This is a genomic window from Mesorhizobium sp. L103C105A0, assembly GCF_000502215.1.
In the GTDB taxonomy this organism is placed as follows: Bacteria; Pseudomonadota; Alphaproteobacteria; order Rhizobiales; family Rhizobiaceae; genus Mesorhizobium.
Window position 1 is genome coordinate 65,479 of the sequence record NZ_AYXF01000016.1, and the last position, 16,574, is coordinate 82,052.

The window sequence follows — 16,574 nt, forward strand, 5'->3', positions numbered from 1 at the left end:
GTTAAAAGTCATCATACAACAATCCAATTTTTGTATGTTGACATTATTTCTTTCCAATCCTACCGATATCGCCCCTGGGAGGAACGACGTGGCGGGACTGACCGATCCGGATCTGCTTTTTGCCGCCGAAGGGCGCGCGCTGTCGATCGCGCGCGATCTCCATGCCGGCATCAAGGACCTGCCGATCATCAGCCCGCACGGCCACACCGATCCGCGTTGGTATGCGCTCAACGAGCCATTCCCCGATCCCGCGCAATTGCTGGTGGTGCCCGACCACTACATTTTCCGTATGCTGTTCAGCCAGGGCGTGCGGCTGGAAGATCTCGGCGTCCCGACTCTCGACGGCTCGCCGGTCGAGACCGATCCCAGGGCGATCTGGCGGCGCTTCGCCGAGCACTATTACCTCTTCCGCGGCACGCCGACGCGGTTGTGGCTCGACCATGTGCTCGAGCATCTGTTCGGCATCGAAGAGCCGCTCAACGCCAGCACCGCTAGCCGCCATTACGACACCATCGCGGCGCTTTTGCAGCGCGACGATTATCGCCCACGCGCGCTGTTCGAGCGCTTCAACATCGAGGTCATCGCGACGACCGAGGGCGCACTCGACGATCTCCAATGGCACAAGACGATCCGCGACAGCGGCTGGCAGGGCCGCGTCGTCACTGCCTACAGGCCGGATGCTGTCGTCGATCCCGACTTCGAAGGATTTTCGGCCAATCTCGATCGTCTGGGCGAGATCACCGGCTGCGACACCGGCACATGGGCCGGCTATCTCGACGCGCATCGCAATCGCCGCGCTTTCTTCAAAAGCTTCGGCGCAACCTCATCGGACCACGGCCATCCGACGGCCGAGACCGCCAATCTTTCCGATGCGGCGGCGGAAGAGCTGTTCAACCGCATCCGCCGCGGCTCGGACGACGAGCGCGAGCGCAAGCTGTTTCGCGCCCAGATGCTGACCGAGATGGCCAAGATGAGCCGCGACGACGGGCTGGTCATGCAGATCCATCCCGGCTCATGGCGCAACCACTCGCCCGGAATTTTTCAGAGATTCGGCCGCGACAAAGGCTTCGATATTCCGACCCGCACCGACTATGCCGCGGCGCTCAAACCCTTGCTCGACTGCGTCGGGTTGGAGCGCGACCTCTCCATCATTCTGTTCACGCTCGACGAGACCAGCTACGCGCGCGAACTGGCGCCGCTGGCCGGCGTCTATCCGGCGCTGAAGCTCGGGCCTGCCTGGTGGTTCCATGACAGCCCGGAAGGCATGCGCCGGTTCCGCGAGATGACCACCGAGACCGCCGGCTTCTACAACACTGTCGGTTTCAACGACGACACCCGCGCCTTTCCATCCATACCCGCCCGCCACGATGTGGCGCGCCGGGTTGACTGCGCCTTTCTCGCCCGTCTCGTCGCCGAGCACCGGCTGCGTGAGGACGAGGCGCATGAGCTGGCGCGGGAGCTTGCCTACACGCTTGCCAAGAAGGCGTACCGGCTGTGAGCCGGGCGCGTGGAATTTTAAAAGGGAGGAAGACAGTCATGTTGCATTTTTCAAAACTGGTGGCAGCCACATTCGCCTTCGGCTCGCTGATGATCGGCGTTGCCGGCGCCCAGACCGTACTGCGCTCGGCCGACACCCATCCGGACGGGTATCCGACTGTCGAGGCGGTCAAATATCTCGGCGAGCTCATCAAGGAGCGCACCGCCGGCCGCTATTCGGTCGAGGTCTATCATTCGGCGCAGCTCGGCGAGGAAAAGGACACGATCGAGCAGACGCAGACCGGTGTCATCGATCTGAACCGCGTCTCGATGGGTCCGTTCAACGGCATCGTGCCGGAAACCGCGGTGCCGTCGCTGCCCTACATGTTCCGTTCGGTCGAGCACATGCGCCATGTCATGGACGGGCCGATCGGCGACGAGATCCTCAAGGCCTTCGAGACGCATGATCTGGTCGGCCTTGCCTTCTACGATTCCGGCGCCCGTTCCTTCTACAACACCAAGAAGGACATCACCTCGATCGCCGATCTGAAAGGCATGAAGTTCCGCGTCATCCAGTCCGACGTGTTCGTCGATATGGTCAACGCGCTTGGCGCAAATGCCACGCCGATGGCGTATGGCGAGGTCTATTCGGCGCTCGAAACCGGCGTCATCGACGGCGCCGAGAACAACTGGCCCAGCTTCGAATCCGCCAAGCACTACGAAGTCGCCAAGCACTATACCGTCGACCAGCACCAGATCGTGCCGGAAGTGCTGGTGATGTCGAAATCGAGCTGGGACAGACTGACGCCGGAAGACCAGGCGATCGTCAAGCAGGCGGCCAAGGATAGCGTCGTCAAGATGCGCGAATTGTGGGACGCGCAGGAGAAGAAGTCGCGAGAGATCGTCGAGAAGGCCGGCGTCAAGGTCAGCGAGATCGACAAGCAGCCGCTGATCGATGCGATGAAGCCGGTCTACGACAAGTATCTGAAGACGCCGGAGCTCAAGGACCTCGCGACGCGCATCCAGGCGACCAAGTGATTTTCTCGCGGGGCGGCATGGCGCCGCCCCGCCAATCGCTTTTAGGGGACGGAAAGACCGGGAGGATCGGATGACTGCGGGAACGGCCAGGAGCGGAGCGCCACCGCGCTTCAGCGCGGTGCTTTCGAAGATTTGCGACGGTGCGCTCTATCTCGCGGGCATCGGGATGGTCGCCATGACCGCGCTTGTTGCCTACCAGGTGTTTTCCCGCTTCGTGCTCAACGCGTCACCGAGCTGGACCGAAGTCACCGCCATCATGCTGATGAACTGGTTCATTTTCCTGGGCGCTGCCGTCGGCGTGCGCGAGAATTACCATATGGGCTTCGACGTGCTGCTCTATATCCTGCCCAAGGGCAGCAAATGGGCGCTGCGCACCCTGTCCGACCTGATCGCGTTCGGCTTCGGCTTCGGCATGGTCTGGTACGGCTGCAAGCTGGTCGGGCTGACCTGGCGGACCATCATCCCGGCGCTCGAGCTTCCCGGCGGTTTCGACTATCTGCCGCTGGTCGCCGGCGGCTTTCTGATCTGCCTGTTCTCGGCCGAACGCATCGTGCTGCGCTGGTCTGGCGCCGACATCGACAAGGATATCAATCTCGAGGAAGTGCCGGAAATGCCGGCCGTGCAGGAGGCCTAGATGGAACTCTGGATCCTGTTTGGCGTCTTCACGCTTTTGATGTTTGCCGGCACGCCGATCGCCTTTTGCCTGGGTGCGGCGTCCTTCGCCACCGTGCTTTATCTCGGCCTGCCGCCCCTGGTGGTGTTCCAGCAATTGAAGTCGGGCATGTCGGCGTTCTCACTGATGGCGATCCCGTTCTTCATCTTTGCGGGCGACCTGATGGTGCGCGGCGGCATCGCGCAGCGCATCGTTTCCTTTGCCGGCTCGCTGGTCGGTCATGTCCGCGGTGGGCTCGGTCAGGTCAACATCATCGCCGCGACGTTGTTCGGCGGCATTTCCGGCTCGGCTGTGGCGGAAGCCGCTGCCGTCGGCGGGCTGATGATCCCGCAGATGAAAGCGCGCGGCTACGGCGCCGACTACGCCGTCAACGTGACCTCAATGGCGGCGCTGATCGCGCTGCTTCTGCCGCCGTCGCAGAACATGATCATCTATTCGATCGCCGGCGGCGGCAAGATTTCGATCGCCGACCTGTTCACCGCCGGTATCCTGCCGGGCCTGCTGTTCGCCGCTTCGCTGATGGTCACCGCCTATTTTGTCGCCCGCAGCCGTGGCTACCCGGTCGAGGCCTTTCCCGGCTTCTCGCGTGTCGGCCAGCTGGCGGTCATCGCCATCCCCGGACTTCTGCTTATCGGTATCATCTTCGGCGGCGTTCGCTCGGGCGTTTTCACGGCGACGGAAAGCTCCTGCATCGCCATCATCTACGCCTTGCTGGTCACCGTCTTCGTCTACCGGTCGATGGCCTGGGGCGATTTCGTCCATGCCACAAAGGGCGCGGTGCGCACGACCTCAATGGTGCTGCTGATCATCGGCACGGCGGCCTCGTTCAGCTGGCTGATGGCCTATCTCAAAGTGCCGGTGCTGCTGATCGCAGGCATGAACGCCATCTCCACCGATCCGCTGGTGGTGCTGCTTCTGCTCAACGTCTTGATGCTGCTGCTCGGCACCTTCATGGACATGGGGCCGATGATCATCATCTGCACGCCGATCTTCCTGCCGCTGGTCACCCATTACGGCGTCGACCCCGTGCATTTCGGCGTCATCACCATCCTCAATCTCGGCATTGGGCTCAACACGCCACCGGTCGGCACGGTGCAGTTCGTCGCCTGTGCCGTCGGCAAGATTACGGTCTGGGAAGCGATGCGCTCGATCTGGCCGTTCTATGGCGCGGGCATCGTGGTCCTGGGGCTGGTGACCTATATTCCGGCGATTTCGCTCTGGTTGCCGAGCGTGTTCAAATAGGGCGTCTTCAAACAGGGGTGCGATATGGCATCGGATAGCGCTGTTGATCTCAGGGTCGAGAGAAAACCCAAACTGTCGGAGACCGTCGTCGCTGCGATTCGCAAGCAGCTGCAGGCGGGCGAGATCCTGCCCGGCTACAAATTGCCGACCGAAGGACAACTGACCGAGACCTTCGGCGTCAGCCGCACCGTCATCCGCGAAGCGCTGGCCAAGCTCGCCGCCGACGGGCTCGTCGAGGCGCGCCAGGGCGCAGGCGTGTTCGTCACCGAGCACATCTCAACGATGTTCGGCGCGCTCGCCGCCGACATGGGCAGCAAGGATTCCATCGCGCTCAATGTGCTCGAAGTGCGCCTGGCCGTCGAAATCGAATCGGCCGGGCTCGCCGCCATTCGCCGCAACGCCGCGCAGGAAGCAGCGATCCAGGAAGCGTTCTTCGAATTCGAACGGCTGCTTCTCAACAGCGAGCCGACCGGTCCGGCCGATCTCGCCTTCCACCGGGCAATCGCCAGCGCCACCAACAATCCGTTCTATGTCGAGATGCTCGATGTGCTTGGACGCCGCGCCATTCCTTGCGACGTGACCTCGCCCTGGTCGACCGAACTGGTGCAATCCGACAGCTATCAGCGCGGACTGCAGCGCGAGCATCTGGTGATCCTCGACGCGATCACGTCAGGCGACGCGGAGGCCGCGCGCGAGGCGATGCGCGCCCATCTCACGGCCAGCCAGCAGCGCTACCGCGAGCGGCTGCACGCCCGCCAGGTCTTCTACGCCGACTCGGTCAAGGCGGCGGCATCCGAATAACCATTTCAGCCGGAGCAGTAATGTCTCAAAGTCACCCGCATACCGATTTCACCTCGCGTTTCGCCATCGACCCGGTCGCCGCAGCGTCCATGGGAACCGACGAGCTGCGTCACAACTTCCATATTGACGACCTGTTCCAGCTGGGACGCGTCAGCCTGACCTACGCCCATTATGACCGCATGATCGTCGGCGGCGCCGTGCCGGCGGCAGCGCCGCTGCCGCTGGAAGCGATCAAGCCGACGGGCACCAAGAATTTTCTCGATCGCCGTGAGTTGATCATCGTCAATATCGGCGGCGCCGGCTCGGTGACGGCGAATGGCGAGGCCCACCCGTTGCAGGCGCGCGACATGCTCTATCTCGGCATGGGCATCACCGACGTTTCGTTCGCGTCGGCCGATGCGGGCCAGCCTGCCAAATTCTACCTGCTCAGCGCGCCGGCGCATCACACCTATCCCAACCGGCTGATCCGCATCGGCGATGCCAAGCGTCTCGATCTCGGCAGCAAGGAAAGCTGCAACGAGCGCTCGATCTTCCAGTTCATCCATGCCGATGGGGTCAAGACCTGCCAGCTGGTCGTCGGCATGACGCAGTTGGCGCCGGGCTCGGTGTGGAACACCATCCCTTGCCATGTGCATGACCGGCGCATGGAGGCCTATCTCTATTTCGACCTGCCGGAGACGGCGCGCGTCTTCCATTTCATGGGCGAGCCCGACGAAACGCGGCATCTGGTGATTGCCAACGAGGAGGCGGTGCTGTCGCCAGGCTGGTCTATCCATTCCGGGGTCGGCACCTCGAACTACGCCTTCATCTGGGCGATGGCCGGCGACAATGTCGACTATACCGATGTCGATCCGGTGCCGCTGGGCGAACTGCGTTGAGCGGACCTTCCTCCTTCAGCCTGGCCGGCAAGCGTATCCTGGTCACCGGCGCGAATACTGGCATCGGCCAGGGCATCGCCGTCTCGATCGCGCGCGCCGGCGGCACCGTCATTGGCGTCGGCCGCTCTGTGATGGACGACACGGAAAGACAAGTCGCGGAAGCCGGTGGCCAGTTCGAGGCGGTGCGGTGCGATCTCGCCGATCATGTTGCCGCCAAGGCCATGCTCGACCAGGTGTGGGAGAAGACCGGCCCGATCGACGGGCTGGTCAACAATGCCGGCATCATCCGCCGCGCCGATGCGGTCTATTTCTCCGAGGCCGACTGGGACGACGTCATCGACGTCAATCTGAAGACGCTGTTCTTTNACGAAAGATATCGACTTCGAAGGCGCGCCGATGCGGTCTATTTCTCCGAGGCCGACTGGGACGACGTCATCGACGTCAATCTGAAGACGCTGTTCTTTCTCAGCCAAGGTTTTGCTACGCGCGTGCTGACCGACCCGAGGCGGCGCGGCAAGATCGTCAACATCGCCTCGGTGCTGAGTTTCCAGGGCGGTATTCGTGTCGCGTCCTACACCGCGTCGAAACATGGCGCGCTCGGCATAACCCGGCTGCTGGCCTGCGAATGGGCGGCAAAAGGCATCAACGTCAACGCAATTGCGCCCGGCTATATTGAAACCAACAACACCGAGGCGTTGCGCGCCGATCCCGACCGCAGCGCCGCTATATTGGCGCGCATCCCGGCCGGGCGCTGGGGCGGACCGGAAGACATAGGCGACGCCGCTGTCTTCCTGCTGGCCCCCGCATCCGACTATATGCACGGCGCCGTGATCCCGGTGGATGGCGGCTGGCTGGCGCGATGAGGAAACAGTCATGATCGAGCATAAGATTTTTGCCCAACCCGGCGAGAGCGCGTGGACGCCGACGCCGGACGGCAACAGGCGGCGCGTTCTCCTGCATACGGATGAGCTGATGATGGTCGAGTTCGGCTTCGACAAGGGCGGCGTCGGCGCACTGCATTCGCACCCGCATGTCCAGGCCAGCTATGTCGCCGAAGGTCGCTTCGAGGTGACCATCGACGGCCGCACCGCGACCATCGAGACCGGCGGCAGCTTCATCGTGCCGTCCAATCTGGTGCACGGCGTCAAGGCGCTGGAGGCCGGGCGCCTGGTCGACAGCTTTACCCCGCACCGCGCCGATTTTCTGGCCTGAACCTTTTTCGGCAATTCCAGAAAAGATCGGAAGAGCACACGTCTGNCGGGCGCCTGGTCGACAGCTTTACCCCGCACCGCGCCGATTTTCTGGCCTGAACCTTTTTCGGCAATTCCAGAAACAGGAAACCCGCGCCTCCTGGGGAGGCGCGGGCTGTTGCCTGTGCGCTCGTGGCGCAGCGGTACTCGAAACATCGCCGCAGGGTTGGACGGTGCCGCAACATGGTGAAGATTGGTTTAACGATGCCAACCAGGTCGATCGCCGGTGGGGTGTTGCTGCTGCTTGTTGTGGTCACGCAGGGGCTGCGCTAATCGTTCTGTCCACGCCGCTGCTTCGGGCGGCCGATCGAAAACATCAGTGATGCAGATATCGACGACGAGCGTACCGACGCACGATCCCAAACGGCGCGTCCTCAAGGACGTGTTCGGTTTCGACGATTTCCGTCCCGGACAGGCCGCGGTGATGGAGGCACTGCTTGGCGGCCGCCACGTGCTGGCGGTCATGCCGACGGGTGCGGGCAAATCGCTGTGCTATCAGGTTCCGGCGCTGGTCAAGGGCGGGCTGACCATTGTCGTTTCGCCGCTAGTGGCGCTGATGCAGGATCAGGTCGCCGCACTGCGCCTCGCCGGCGTCGCCGCCGATACGATCAATTCCTCGATCGACCGTGATGCCAATGTCGCGGCATGGCGCCGCGTCGCGTCGGGCCAGACGCGGCTGCTCTACCTCGCGCCGGAACGGCTGATGACCGAGCGGATGCTGGATGCGCTTGCCAGGCTCGATGTCAGCCTGATCGCCATCGACGAGGCGCATTGCATTTCGCAGTGGGGGCCGGCGTTCCGGCGCGAATATGAAGACCTTTCGCAACTGCGTGGCATCTTTCCCGACGTACCGATCATTGCGGTGACGGCGACGGCGGACGAGACGACGCGGGCAGACATCGAGAGACGGCTGTTTGGCGGGCGTGTCGAAACGCAGGTGCTTGGCTTCGACCGGCCCAACATCAAGCTTGCCATCGAGCCCAAGCAGGACAGCAAGCGGCAGTTGCTCAACTTCATCGAGCGCCATCAGGGGCGCAGCGGCATCGTCTACTGCCTGTCGCGCAAGAAGACCGAAGAGGTGGCGGCATTCCTCGAAAAGAACGGCGTGACCGCGCTCGCCTATCACGCCGGCATGAGCAAGGAGGCGCGTGATGCCAACCAGAACGCCTTCATGACGCTGTCCGGCGTCGTCATGGTGGCGACCATCGCCTTCGGCATGGGGATCGACAAGCCTGATGTCGCCTATGTCTTCCACACCGACCTGCCGGGCAGCCTCGAAGCTTATTACCAGGAAATCGGCCGCGCCGGTCGCGACGGCCGGGCGGCGGAGGCGCATATGCTTTACGGCCTTGGCGACATCCGCATGCGCCGCATGTTCATCGACGACGAGGACGCCGCTGTCGAGCACAAGCGCCGCTCGCATGGCCGGCTCGATACGCTGATCGGCTATTGCGAGACGGCCGAGTGCCGCCGCCAGGTGCTGCTCGGTTATTTCGGTGAAGAGGCGGTCCCTTGCGGCAATTGCGACAATTGCCTGGAACAGGCGCCGCGCGCCGACGGCACCGCCGAGGCGCGCCTCATCCTGGCGGCGGTGGCGCAGAGCGGCGAGCGCTTCGGCGCCGGCCATGTCATCGACATCCTCATCGGCCACGAGACTGAAAAGATCGCGGCAAGGGGGCATCACAGGCTGGCAGCCTTCGGCAATGGCACCGCGCACAAAAAGGATTTTTGGCAATCTATGATTCGCCAGCTGGTCGCGAACGGTTTCCTGATGCCGGACCCGGCCGGCCATGGCGGGTTGGCCATCGCGGACAAGGGCCACGCACTCGGCCGGGGCGAGGTGCCGTTCCAGTATCGGGTCGAGATGCGCACGCGCGCCGCGCGCCGCGCGGCTCGCGCCGGGCGGAGCCCCCAGAGCGAAAATGTAGATGCGTCGCTGCTCGCGGCGCTCAAGACGCTGCGGCTGCATCTGGCCAAGGAACGCCAGGTGCCGGCCTATGTGGTGTTTTCGGATCGTACACTGATCGACATGGCCGAGCGTCGTCCGCAAGACCTCGACGATTTCGCCGGGGTGAATGGCGTCGGCGCGGCCAAGCTCAAGGAGTTCGGCAAGGTTTTTCTGAGCGCCATTGCCGCGCACTTTTCCGAGGCGTCAGGCTGAGAGGCTTTTGCTGGACCAAAGCCCGATCCGGCATCAGTACGCCTTCAACTTGCCCGCCCGCTTATCCTTTCATTTTGGCGCTACCCTGCCGTAGGGGAATGGCCTTCCAAATTGTATGGAACCGTGACGACAACACACATTCCTGAATCTATGCGGTCGATTCTTCGGATGTAGCCGTGACTATGGATCCCGCTGTTGCGCGCGGGTGGCGGTTTTCTTGGCCTTGGAGACGCTACGTCGGCAGCCGCTATCCGCTGAGCCGAATGGTATGATTCAGACCATCTTTGTTGTTGAAAACCCGCTTTCGACGGGAGTATAGAACTCGACGTTACCATTGCTTTTCGTAGGAGGCTGTGGTGGATAACGTGGGTCCAATCTGCAAAGCATTGCCTTGCGTGGAAGTGGTCGAAGCCGGCGGCGAATGGTCCGTTCGTGTGGCCAAGGAAGACCAGGAAATTACCCGATCATTCGTGATTGAATCGTTTGCGCTGTCCTATGCTGAGGGCCAGCGGATACGCCTGGATCTCGACAAGTTCGTTCGTCTGTAGAGAGGCTAAGCCCGATGAAAGACCGGTGGGAACCTGACCACCAGTTCATTGAAAGCGCCCGCCGTAGCCAGCTCCGAGCGGAGAGCCAACTGGACTCCCTGCAATCGACCATCGCCGAAACGCGACGCGTCCTAGAGGCTTCACGGAAGCTCTTGGAAAAGATTGCCGAGCGGGAACACCATACCCAGCCATAGGGAATGGCCGGTGCAGGTTGGGCATGCTTGTGGGGCTTCACCGCACCGGCCACTGCGGGAAGATATGAGGCCCCCCGCGCCGCCTAAGATATAGGCATATTAGCAATCGCGCAATTAACCCTATTGCGCTACCCAGCCGTAGAGGTAAGGAAATCGGAGAAGTTGGTGCCGGTTAACCGCCAGCACGCGAGCAAGTCATTCTGAAAGCATGAAAAACGCGATTTTGCTCGTGCCAATTGAGCGTCTGAAATCTAGTTCCTGCTGCCGATTGTCCCTAAGTTAACTGGAATACTTATATCCCCGAAGGGTTGCGAATCAGTCGATTGTCAAGCGCATGCCATGGAGCAAGCAAGGGATCGATCTGAGCAGAAGGGCCGCAGCGGTCGAAGCGCGCTGGGAAATCCGAGCGGCTTCGGCAATTGTCCGCTCTGGCTCGCCCGCTACAACTCGACTCGCGCAGTGTGGACGGGATCACCGGCCATGTGGACGAGAACAATCTGGCGATGTCGTTCACCGAGTTTCGTTCGCGCTACAGCCTCTAAGGGCAAGGTGATCAAGGCGATCGGATCGCCGCCTCAGGCGGCTTCGCGTTCGCCCTGCGCAGTCAGGTCCGGCTCCCGGCGGCTGTATTGGCGCGGCGAACAGCCCATGACGCGCTTGAACGCGGTGCTGAAGGCGCTTTCGGATTCGTAGCCGAGTGCCAGGGCGATGACGGACACCGGATCGCCGGAATGCATCAGCCGGTCGCCGGCGAGCATCATGCGCCAGCGCGTCAGATAATCCAGGGGTGAGGCCCCGACCGTCTGCTTGAATCTGAGCGCAAAAGTCGATCGCGACATGCCCGCGCGCTCCGCCAGTTGCTGCAATGTCCAGCCATGCGCCGGGTCCTCGTGCATGGCGCCGATCGCCGCGCCGATCTGCCTGTCGGTAAGTGCGAACAGCCAGCCGACATTGTCTTGCGCGGTCATATGCAGGCGCAAGGCCTCGATCAGGATCATGTGGGCGAGGTGCTCGACGATGAGAAAGCCGCCGGGACGCCGCTGGCGCAATTCCTGCATCATCCGCTCCACCGGCCAGCGAAGCGCCGAATGGTCGCTCTCGGCGCGGATGTGGACGATGGGCGGCAGCATCCGCAAGAGGATGCCGGCATGGTCGCCGGACAGCGTGAAGCGACTGCTGACCAGGAGGAAATCGCCGCCGCCATTATGGACGGTGATGCCGCCGGTCCGCGCCGGTGAAAAGATCGTTCGCGCATCGACCGTCGGCAGGCCGAGATCGCTGGCAAGGCGGAAAGGCCGGCCGCGCGGCAACAGGAAGCAGTCGCCCACGTCCAGCCGCACCGCGTCAGGGACGCCCTCGACCGACAGCCAGCATCGGCCGGACACCACGGCGCCGCATTTGATGGCGGCCTGCTGGTCAGGAAACTGGATCGCCCAGTCGCCACCGGTTTCCAGCCCAGCCGACAGGTAATTGCGCGGCTTCAGTAGCGACAGCACGTCTGACAGCGGATCCATGAGCGTTCTCGGACGATTGCGAAGATATCTCGGATTTTACAGTATAGATCGTATGATCTCAAACTTCTATCTCCTTCGCAACGGGCTGGCTGTACGGCGTTCGACAAAAACCAAGGAGAAATCATCATGCGTGTGTTCGTTACCGGGGCTACCGGTTTTGTCGGTTCGGCTGTTGTGCGGGAATTGCTCGGGGCGGGCCATCAGGTGCTTGGCCTCGCGCGGTCGGAAGCAGGTGCGGAGTCGATCGTGGCCGCGGGTGCCGAGGCGCATCGCGGCGATATCGAGGATTTCGACAGCCTGCGCAGCGGCGCTACCCAATCGGATGGCGTCATCCACACGGCCTTCAACCACGACTTTTCGAGATTCGCCGCCAGTTGCGCAGTTGACCAGCGCGCCATCGAAACGCTCGGCGCGGCGCTCGAGGGTTCCGAGCGGCCGCTGCTTGTCACCTCCGGCCTCGCCGGTTTTGCGCAGGGAAGGCCGGCAACCGAAGACGACAAACCCGCGCCTCCATCGGCCGCCATGCCGCGCGCTTCGGAAGCAACGGCCGTGGCGCTCGCAGCGCGCGGGGTGCGCGCATCGACGGTGCGGCTGGCGCCGACCGTCCATGGCGAGGGCGATCACGGTTTCGTGCCGATGCTGATTGCCATTGCGCGTGAAAAGGGCGTCTCGGCCTATGTCGGCGACGGCGCAAATTGCTGGGCGGCGGTGCACCGGTTCGACGCCGCCACCCTGTACAGGCTGGCGCTGGAGAAGGGGGCGGGCGGCGTCAGCTATCATGCGGTTGCCGAACAGGGCGTGGCGAGCAAAGAGATCGCCGAGATCATCGGCCGCCGGCTCGGCCTGCCGGTGGTTTCCATAGGCCCCGAGGACGCGGCTGCGCATTTCGGCTTTCTCGGCCATTTCATCGGCAGGGACTTGTCGGCGTCAAGTGAGCAGACCCGCACTGCGCTGGGATGGCAGCCGACCGGGCCGGGGCTCATCGCCGATCTCGATCGTGCCCGCTATTTCGAGGCCTGATCAGGCCGGCCAGTCGCGTTGCATTGCACGACCGACAGCCTGGCGATCAGCGGCAGTGCCAGCAAAACGGCCAGACGCAGCCCGCCGAGCGGGCAGCACCGTCGTGCTGCTGGAACCGCCGCCACATCTGTATGGCGGCAAGCAGAACGAACACGGCGTAGGCCGCCCGCAGCCCGGACGACCTGCTCGCCCGTCGCCGGAAAGCCGGCGAAGGCATGGCCTCGTCATGGCAGACCTACCTTGTTACGGGGATGCGCGCGCGATTCCCGCGCCTAGTTAGAGATCGCCCTTCCTCACCTTGCCGTAAACGATATTCCGGTTCGAGCCATAGTAGACTTTCGCGTCGAAAGGACTCCCGCCGAGGGCGGCATTGATGATGTCCCACATATCGTCGGCCGAACGTAGGATGAGCGGCCAATCCATGAAAGTCTCCATGTAACCATCCGTCGTTATCTCGTCGCTGAAATTGGCAAACAGGAATTCGCCACCGGGCTTGACGAGTTCCATGGCTCTTTGAAGCAGGCGGATGCCGATGGCACGCGGCAGGTAATCGTAAAGCCCCGATGCGTAGACGAGATCGAATGTGCCAAGGGCGTAGGCGCGGCGCAGGATGCCGCGTACGGAACCCTGGACTGCCTCGACTGCCGTGCCGGCAAAGTCGTGGTTCACCGTGGCTACGCTGACGGGGTCCTGATCCAGGCCGATCCAACGTTGCAGTTTATGCCTGGCCAACGCATCGGAGCGTTCGGCTTCCCTGAGGTGGCCGCAGGCAATCGCCAGCACCTCAGCCTTTTCCACACTGCTGGCCGTCTCGTCCACGGTCCTGGCCAGAATATCCCGCCGCTCGCGCCCCGCCACCGAACTGGCAGCTTCACTGGTGTACGCATAAATTTGCCGACCAAGTAAGGTCGACGAGGCCACGATCTCGTCGGCGATCGGATGCTTGTAGTAAATATCCAGCAGGCCTGCATCGCCCGAATACCCGCGCGGTTTTTCGACCGACCACCGCGTGAACGGGTCTTGGAGCAAATATTCCGCGACCCGATGCTGCTGAGCCAAAGGAACGAGTTTCTGCCAGACCGCGGGAGCAACCTGCCGGCGGAGCTTGTGGAGTCGCCCCGCCAAACGATGGACGACGGGGGCGGCCGGTTTGTTTCGCGCAAAGGCTTCATGAGCAAGGTCCAGTATCAGGGCGAGCTGGGCCGTGCTGTCCCTCAACTCGTCGGAGTCAGCCGCCTCTTCGGAGGTCGCAACATGTTTCGTCATCAGCCTGGTGGTGACCAGGCTGTATTGGTCGAGCTGCAGTTTTGGCTTGATAGGCATGCCGTTTACTCTCCGGTTTACCGCCCCGGTCCCCGGCCAGCAGCATAGGTGCGCCGCTAACCAACGCTAACAATTTTAATAAAATTTTAGTAAAATTTTAATCAACGGAACGGCCATCAATCCTGCAAACTGGCTAAATCCGAACCGCCCGTTTACCCTCGGTTAGCGACATCTGACTTTTCTTGCGGACAGGGACGTCTTCATTCCCCAACCGCAGGCGACGTCGGCTGTTGCATTCGCTACTGCAGATCGCGGAGGAGCCTTGCGATGCAACTGAGCGAGGACGTTGCCCAGAAGGTGGCGGCAGCGATTGGACGTCCGCGGTGGCATTCCGCCGATCCGGAACTGCTGGCACTGTTCCTGCAGAAGGATGCCGATGAGAATCGCAGCCTTGTGCGATGGGGTATTGCGGCTGCTGTATTCAGCTATGTGGCCTATGGCCTTTTCGATTGGTTTCTCTTTCCGGATGTCGCCGGCCGGCTTGTTTTGACGCGCGTTACGCTAGGGATCACTTCCCTGGCGCTTGTCGAATTTGTCGCCCGACGGGGCTTTGCCCTTGCCACCTTGCACCTTGTAGCAGCGCTGGCGATTGTCTCCGGTGCCCTTGGGTGGCTCGTCTCCGCTGTTGGAACAGAGCATCAGGATGCCCTCTCCCATTTCATGGTTTTTGGCACCGTGTTCATCCTGGGTGCGAATCTGTTCTTCAACTTCCGTTTTTGGCTTTCAGCCCTTGCCTCCGCGACGGTCGCCGCAAGCTTTGTGTACGCCGCGATGTTCTCCCTTCAGGCCGACATCGCCGGTCGGGTCGTGTTGTCGGCCTATTTCGTGAACTGCCTCGTCTTGTCGCTTTATCTTTCGTGGCGGCTGAGTCTGGAGCGGTACCAGACTTTCCTGCACGCGCTTCGGGCACAATTCCAGGAGCAGGCTGCTATCAAGAAGGGGCAAAAGCTAACTGAAATCGCCGACACCGATCCGCTCACGGGAATGAAGAACCGCAGGGCGATCATTCGAGAATTCTCGGAGCTGCGCGAAGACTGGGCCGCGGACGACGACGAGATAGGCCTCATTCTGATCGACGTCGACTACTTCAAAAGGTTCAATGACGGACTTGGTCATCAGGCCGGCGACGATTGCCTGATCAAACTCGCCCATGTCCTTTCCGAGATGGCGGCTGCCAACAACGCCATCGCGGCCCGCTATGGCGGAGAAGAATTCGTCATTCTCTGCAAGGTCACCGGGCGGGCTCACCTTCATGAGATAACGAAGAAATTCTGTCGCGCTGTAGAGGATTTGGATATCTACCACCCTGATCGGGGCGACAAGCTCAACATCGTAACGATCAGTGCCGGGGCGTCGTTGACGCGCGCCGATCAGAGCATAGAGCTTAGAATCCTGCTGCAGGAAGCTGACCGCGCGCTCTACGCGTCCAAGTTTGCCGGTCGGGCTACGTTCACGATTTACGACCCGCACGCCACCAGCCAGGATCGCTCCGGCGAAAATCTTTCAGAACTGCTGAAGGTGGCAGTTTCCAACCAGCTCGTTTCTGTCGCTTACCAGCCAATTCGCGAGCTGGCGTCGGGCCGCGTGCTGGGGCACGAGAGTCTGATGCGTGTATGCGACTTCGACGGCACCATGATCAGTCCGTCCGTATTCATACCCGTTGCCGAGCAGACCGGAGCGATCGTGGAACTGGGTACATGGCTGATCGATCGAGCCTGCGGTGACATGGCGGAATGCGGATTGGGCTCGGTCGTGACGGTGAACGTATCCGTTCTTCAGCTCAAGGCTCCCAACTTTTCACTCCGGATCACCGAAATCCTTGGCAGGCACGGCCTTGCGCCCCAGAAACTGGCCATCGAAATCACCGAAGGCAGTGACATCTTTCTGGAGGCGCAAGCGGTCAGAAACGTGGAGCGGCTGCGAAAACTCGGCGTTCAGATCTGGCTGGACGACTTCGGAACGGGATTTGCCGGCTTGACATGGCTCCGCCGCTTCAAATTCGACGTGGTCAAGATCGATCGCAGCTTCCTCCACGATTGCCAGACGTCTCGTGGCTTGAGCCTGTTGCGGGACATGGTCGGGCTGCTTCGCAATCTCGGCCATGTCGTGCTCGCCGAGGGCGTCGAAACGGAGGAGCAGTACATATTGCTGCAGCGCCTGGGGGTAAATTTGATGCAGGGCTTCCTCACCGGGCATCCAGTCCCGATCGAAGAGGTAAACCAAATGAGGCAAGGCCTTGTTGCCTAGCGGCAGCCTCTACGCTGAAGCTTCGGAGGGCATCCTGCTTCGTTCCGGTCCCCCTACGCTACTTCGTAGCTTCGGGCGACACTCCTACGCCCAGATTCGGTTCCGGGTGGCCTGCCACCCGAAGCCCGCAGGGCTGCCCTTCCCGAGAGATGGGTGACAGTTCATTCCGGAGACATGGGTTACACTTTCGGCCCTTTGCAAGGAGAGCA

General features: G+C 62.0%; 14 protein-coding genes. 12 read left to right on the forward strand and 2 right to left on the reverse strand.

Annotated features, from left to right (window positions below; translation table 11 throughout):
• Positions 1-88 precede the first annotated feature (88 nt).
• From uxaC to X727_RS137865, 10 genes are all read left to right on the forward strand, one after another.
• Complete coding sequence (gene uxaC, locus X727_RS137910) at positions 89-1,498, forward strand: glucuronate isomerase (RefSeq protein WP_023835226.1); 1,410 nt, start codon at positions 89-91, stop codon at positions 1,496-1,498.
• Between the two features lie 38 nt (positions 1,499-1,536).
• Positions 1,537-2,514 (forward strand): TRAP transporter substrate-binding protein, encoded by a 978-nt coding sequence (locus X727_RS137905; protein ID WP_023668677.1) that lies wholly within the window; start codon positions 1,537-1,539, stop codon positions 2,512-2,514.
• A gap of 166 nt (positions 2,515-2,680) precedes the next feature.
• Positions 2,681-3,148, forward strand: coding sequence for a TRAP transporter small permease (locus X727_RS137900; protein WP_245259954.1), 468 nt, complete (start codon positions 2,681-2,683; stop codon positions 3,146-3,148).
• Entirely contained in the window at positions 3,149-4,429 is a 1,281-nt protein-coding gene (locus tag X727_RS137895; protein WP_023668679.1) for a TRAP transporter large permease, read from the forward strand.
• Between the two features lie 24 nt (positions 4,430-4,453).
• On the forward strand, positions 4,454-5,230 hold the full coding sequence (locus tag X727_RS137890) for a FadR/GntR family transcriptional regulator (RefSeq protein ID WP_023835227.1): 777 nt from the start codon (positions 4,454-4,456) through the stop codon (positions 5,228-5,230).
• A gap of 20 nt (positions 5,231-5,250) precedes the next feature.
• A complete protein-coding gene (kduI, locus tag X727_RS137885; RefSeq protein ID WP_023835228.1) occupies positions 5,251-6,108 on the forward strand; it encodes a 5-dehydro-4-deoxy-D-glucuronate isomerase in 858 nt (285 codons plus the stop codon).
• Positions 6,105-6,971, forward strand: coding sequence for an SDR family oxidoreductase (locus tag X727_RS137880; protein ID WP_023835229.1), 867 nt, complete (start codon positions 6,105-6,107; stop codon positions 6,969-6,971). The genes kduI and X727_RS137880 overlap by 4 nt, the downstream gene beginning before the upstream one ends.
• Positions 6,972-6,981: 10 nt before the next feature.
• Positions 6,982-7,320: a cupin domain-containing protein gene (locus tag X727_RS137875; protein ID WP_031204750.1), complete on the forward strand. Its 339-nt coding sequence runs from the start codon at positions 6,982-6,984 to the stop codon at positions 7,318-7,320.
• Positions 7,321-7,680: 360 nt separating this feature from the next.
• Complete coding sequence (gene recQ / locus X727_RS137870; protein WP_023835231.1) at positions 7,681-9,519, forward strand: DNA helicase RecQ; 1,839 nt, start codon at positions 7,681-7,683, stop codon at positions 9,517-9,519.
• A 356-nt stretch (positions 9,520-9,875) separates the two neighbouring features.
• Entirely contained in the window at positions 9,876-10,067 is a 192-nt protein-coding gene (locus tag X727_RS137865; RefSeq protein WP_245274218.1) for a hypothetical protein, read from the forward strand.
• Positions 10,068-10,836: 769 nt separating this feature from the next.
• Here X727_RS137865 and X727_RS137860 read toward each other — a convergent pair.
• The gene (locus tag X727_RS137860; protein ID WP_023835232.1) at positions 10,837-11,775 is read right to left on the reverse strand and encodes an AraC family transcriptional regulator; all 939 of its coding nucleotides are present in this window, start codon (positions 11,773-11,775) and stop codon (positions 10,837-10,839) included.
• Between the two features lie 126 nt (positions 11,776-11,901).
• On the opposite strand from X727_RS137860, the gene X727_RS137855 reads away from it, so the two are divergent.
• A complete protein-coding gene (locus X727_RS137855; RefSeq protein ID WP_023693169.1) occupies positions 11,902-12,795 on the forward strand; it encodes an SDR family oxidoreductase in 894 nt (297 codons plus the stop codon).
• Positions 12,796-13,071: 276 nt separating this feature from the next.
• Here the strand turns inward: X727_RS137855 and X727_RS137850 are convergent, their stop codons facing one another.
• Entirely contained in the window at positions 13,072-14,118 is a 1,047-nt protein-coding gene (locus X727_RS137850; protein ID WP_023835233.1) for a class I SAM-dependent methyltransferase, read from the reverse strand.
• Between the two features lie 267 nt (positions 14,119-14,385).
• Between X727_RS137850 and X727_RS137845 the strand changes: the two genes are divergently transcribed.
• Entirely contained in the window at positions 14,386-16,365 is a 1,980-nt protein-coding gene (locus tag X727_RS137845) for an EAL domain-containing protein (RefSeq protein ID WP_023835234.1), read from the forward strand.
• Positions 16,366-16,574 lie beyond the last annotated feature (209 nt).

What these genes read in the sequence shown, in the direction of transcription:
- X727_RS137905 (WP_023668677.1), top strand. Translation starts at nt 1,537, where the DNA reads ATGTTGCATTTTTCAAAACTGGTGGCAGCCACATTCGCCTTCGGCTCG.
- X727_RS137900 (WP_245259954.1), top strand. Translation starts at nt 2,681, where the DNA reads ATGGTCGCCATGACCGCGCTTGTTGCCTACCAGGTGTTTTCCCGCTTC.
- X727_RS137895 (WP_023668679.1), top strand. Translation starts at nt 3,149, where the DNA reads ATGGAACTCTGGATCCTGTTTGGCGTCTTCACGCTTTTGATGTTTGCC.
- X727_RS137890 (WP_023835227.1), top strand. Translation starts at nt 4,454, where the DNA reads ATGGCATCGGATAGCGCTGTTGATCTCAGGGTCGAGAGAAAACCCAAA.
- kduI (WP_023835228.1), top strand. Translation starts at nt 5,251, where the DNA reads ATGTCTCAAAGTCACCCGCATACCGATTTCACCTCGCGTTTCGCCATC.
- X727_RS137875 (WP_031204750.1), top strand. Translation starts at nt 6,982, where the DNA reads ATGATCGAGCATAAGATTTTTGCCCAACCCGGCGAGAGCGCGTGGACG.
- recQ (WP_023835231.1), top strand. Translation starts at nt 7,681, where the DNA reads ATGCAGATATCGACGACGAGCGTACCGACGCACGATCCCAAACGGCGC.
- X727_RS137860 (WP_023835232.1), bottom strand. Translation starts at nt 11,775, where the DNA reads ATGGATCCGCTGTCAGACGTGCTGTCGCTACTGAAGCCGCGCAATTAC.
- X727_RS137855 (WP_023693169.1), top strand. Translation starts at nt 11,902, where the DNA reads ATGCGTGTGTTCGTTACCGGGGCTACCGGTTTTGTCGGTTCGGCTGTT.
- X727_RS137850 (WP_023835233.1), bottom strand. Translation starts at nt 14,118, where the DNA reads ATGCCTATCAAGCCAAAACTGCAGCTCGACCAATACAGCCTGGTCACC.
- X727_RS137845 (WP_023835234.1), top strand. Translation starts at nt 14,386, where the DNA reads ATGCAACTGAGCGAGGACGTTGCCCAGAAGGTGGCGGCAGCGATTGGA.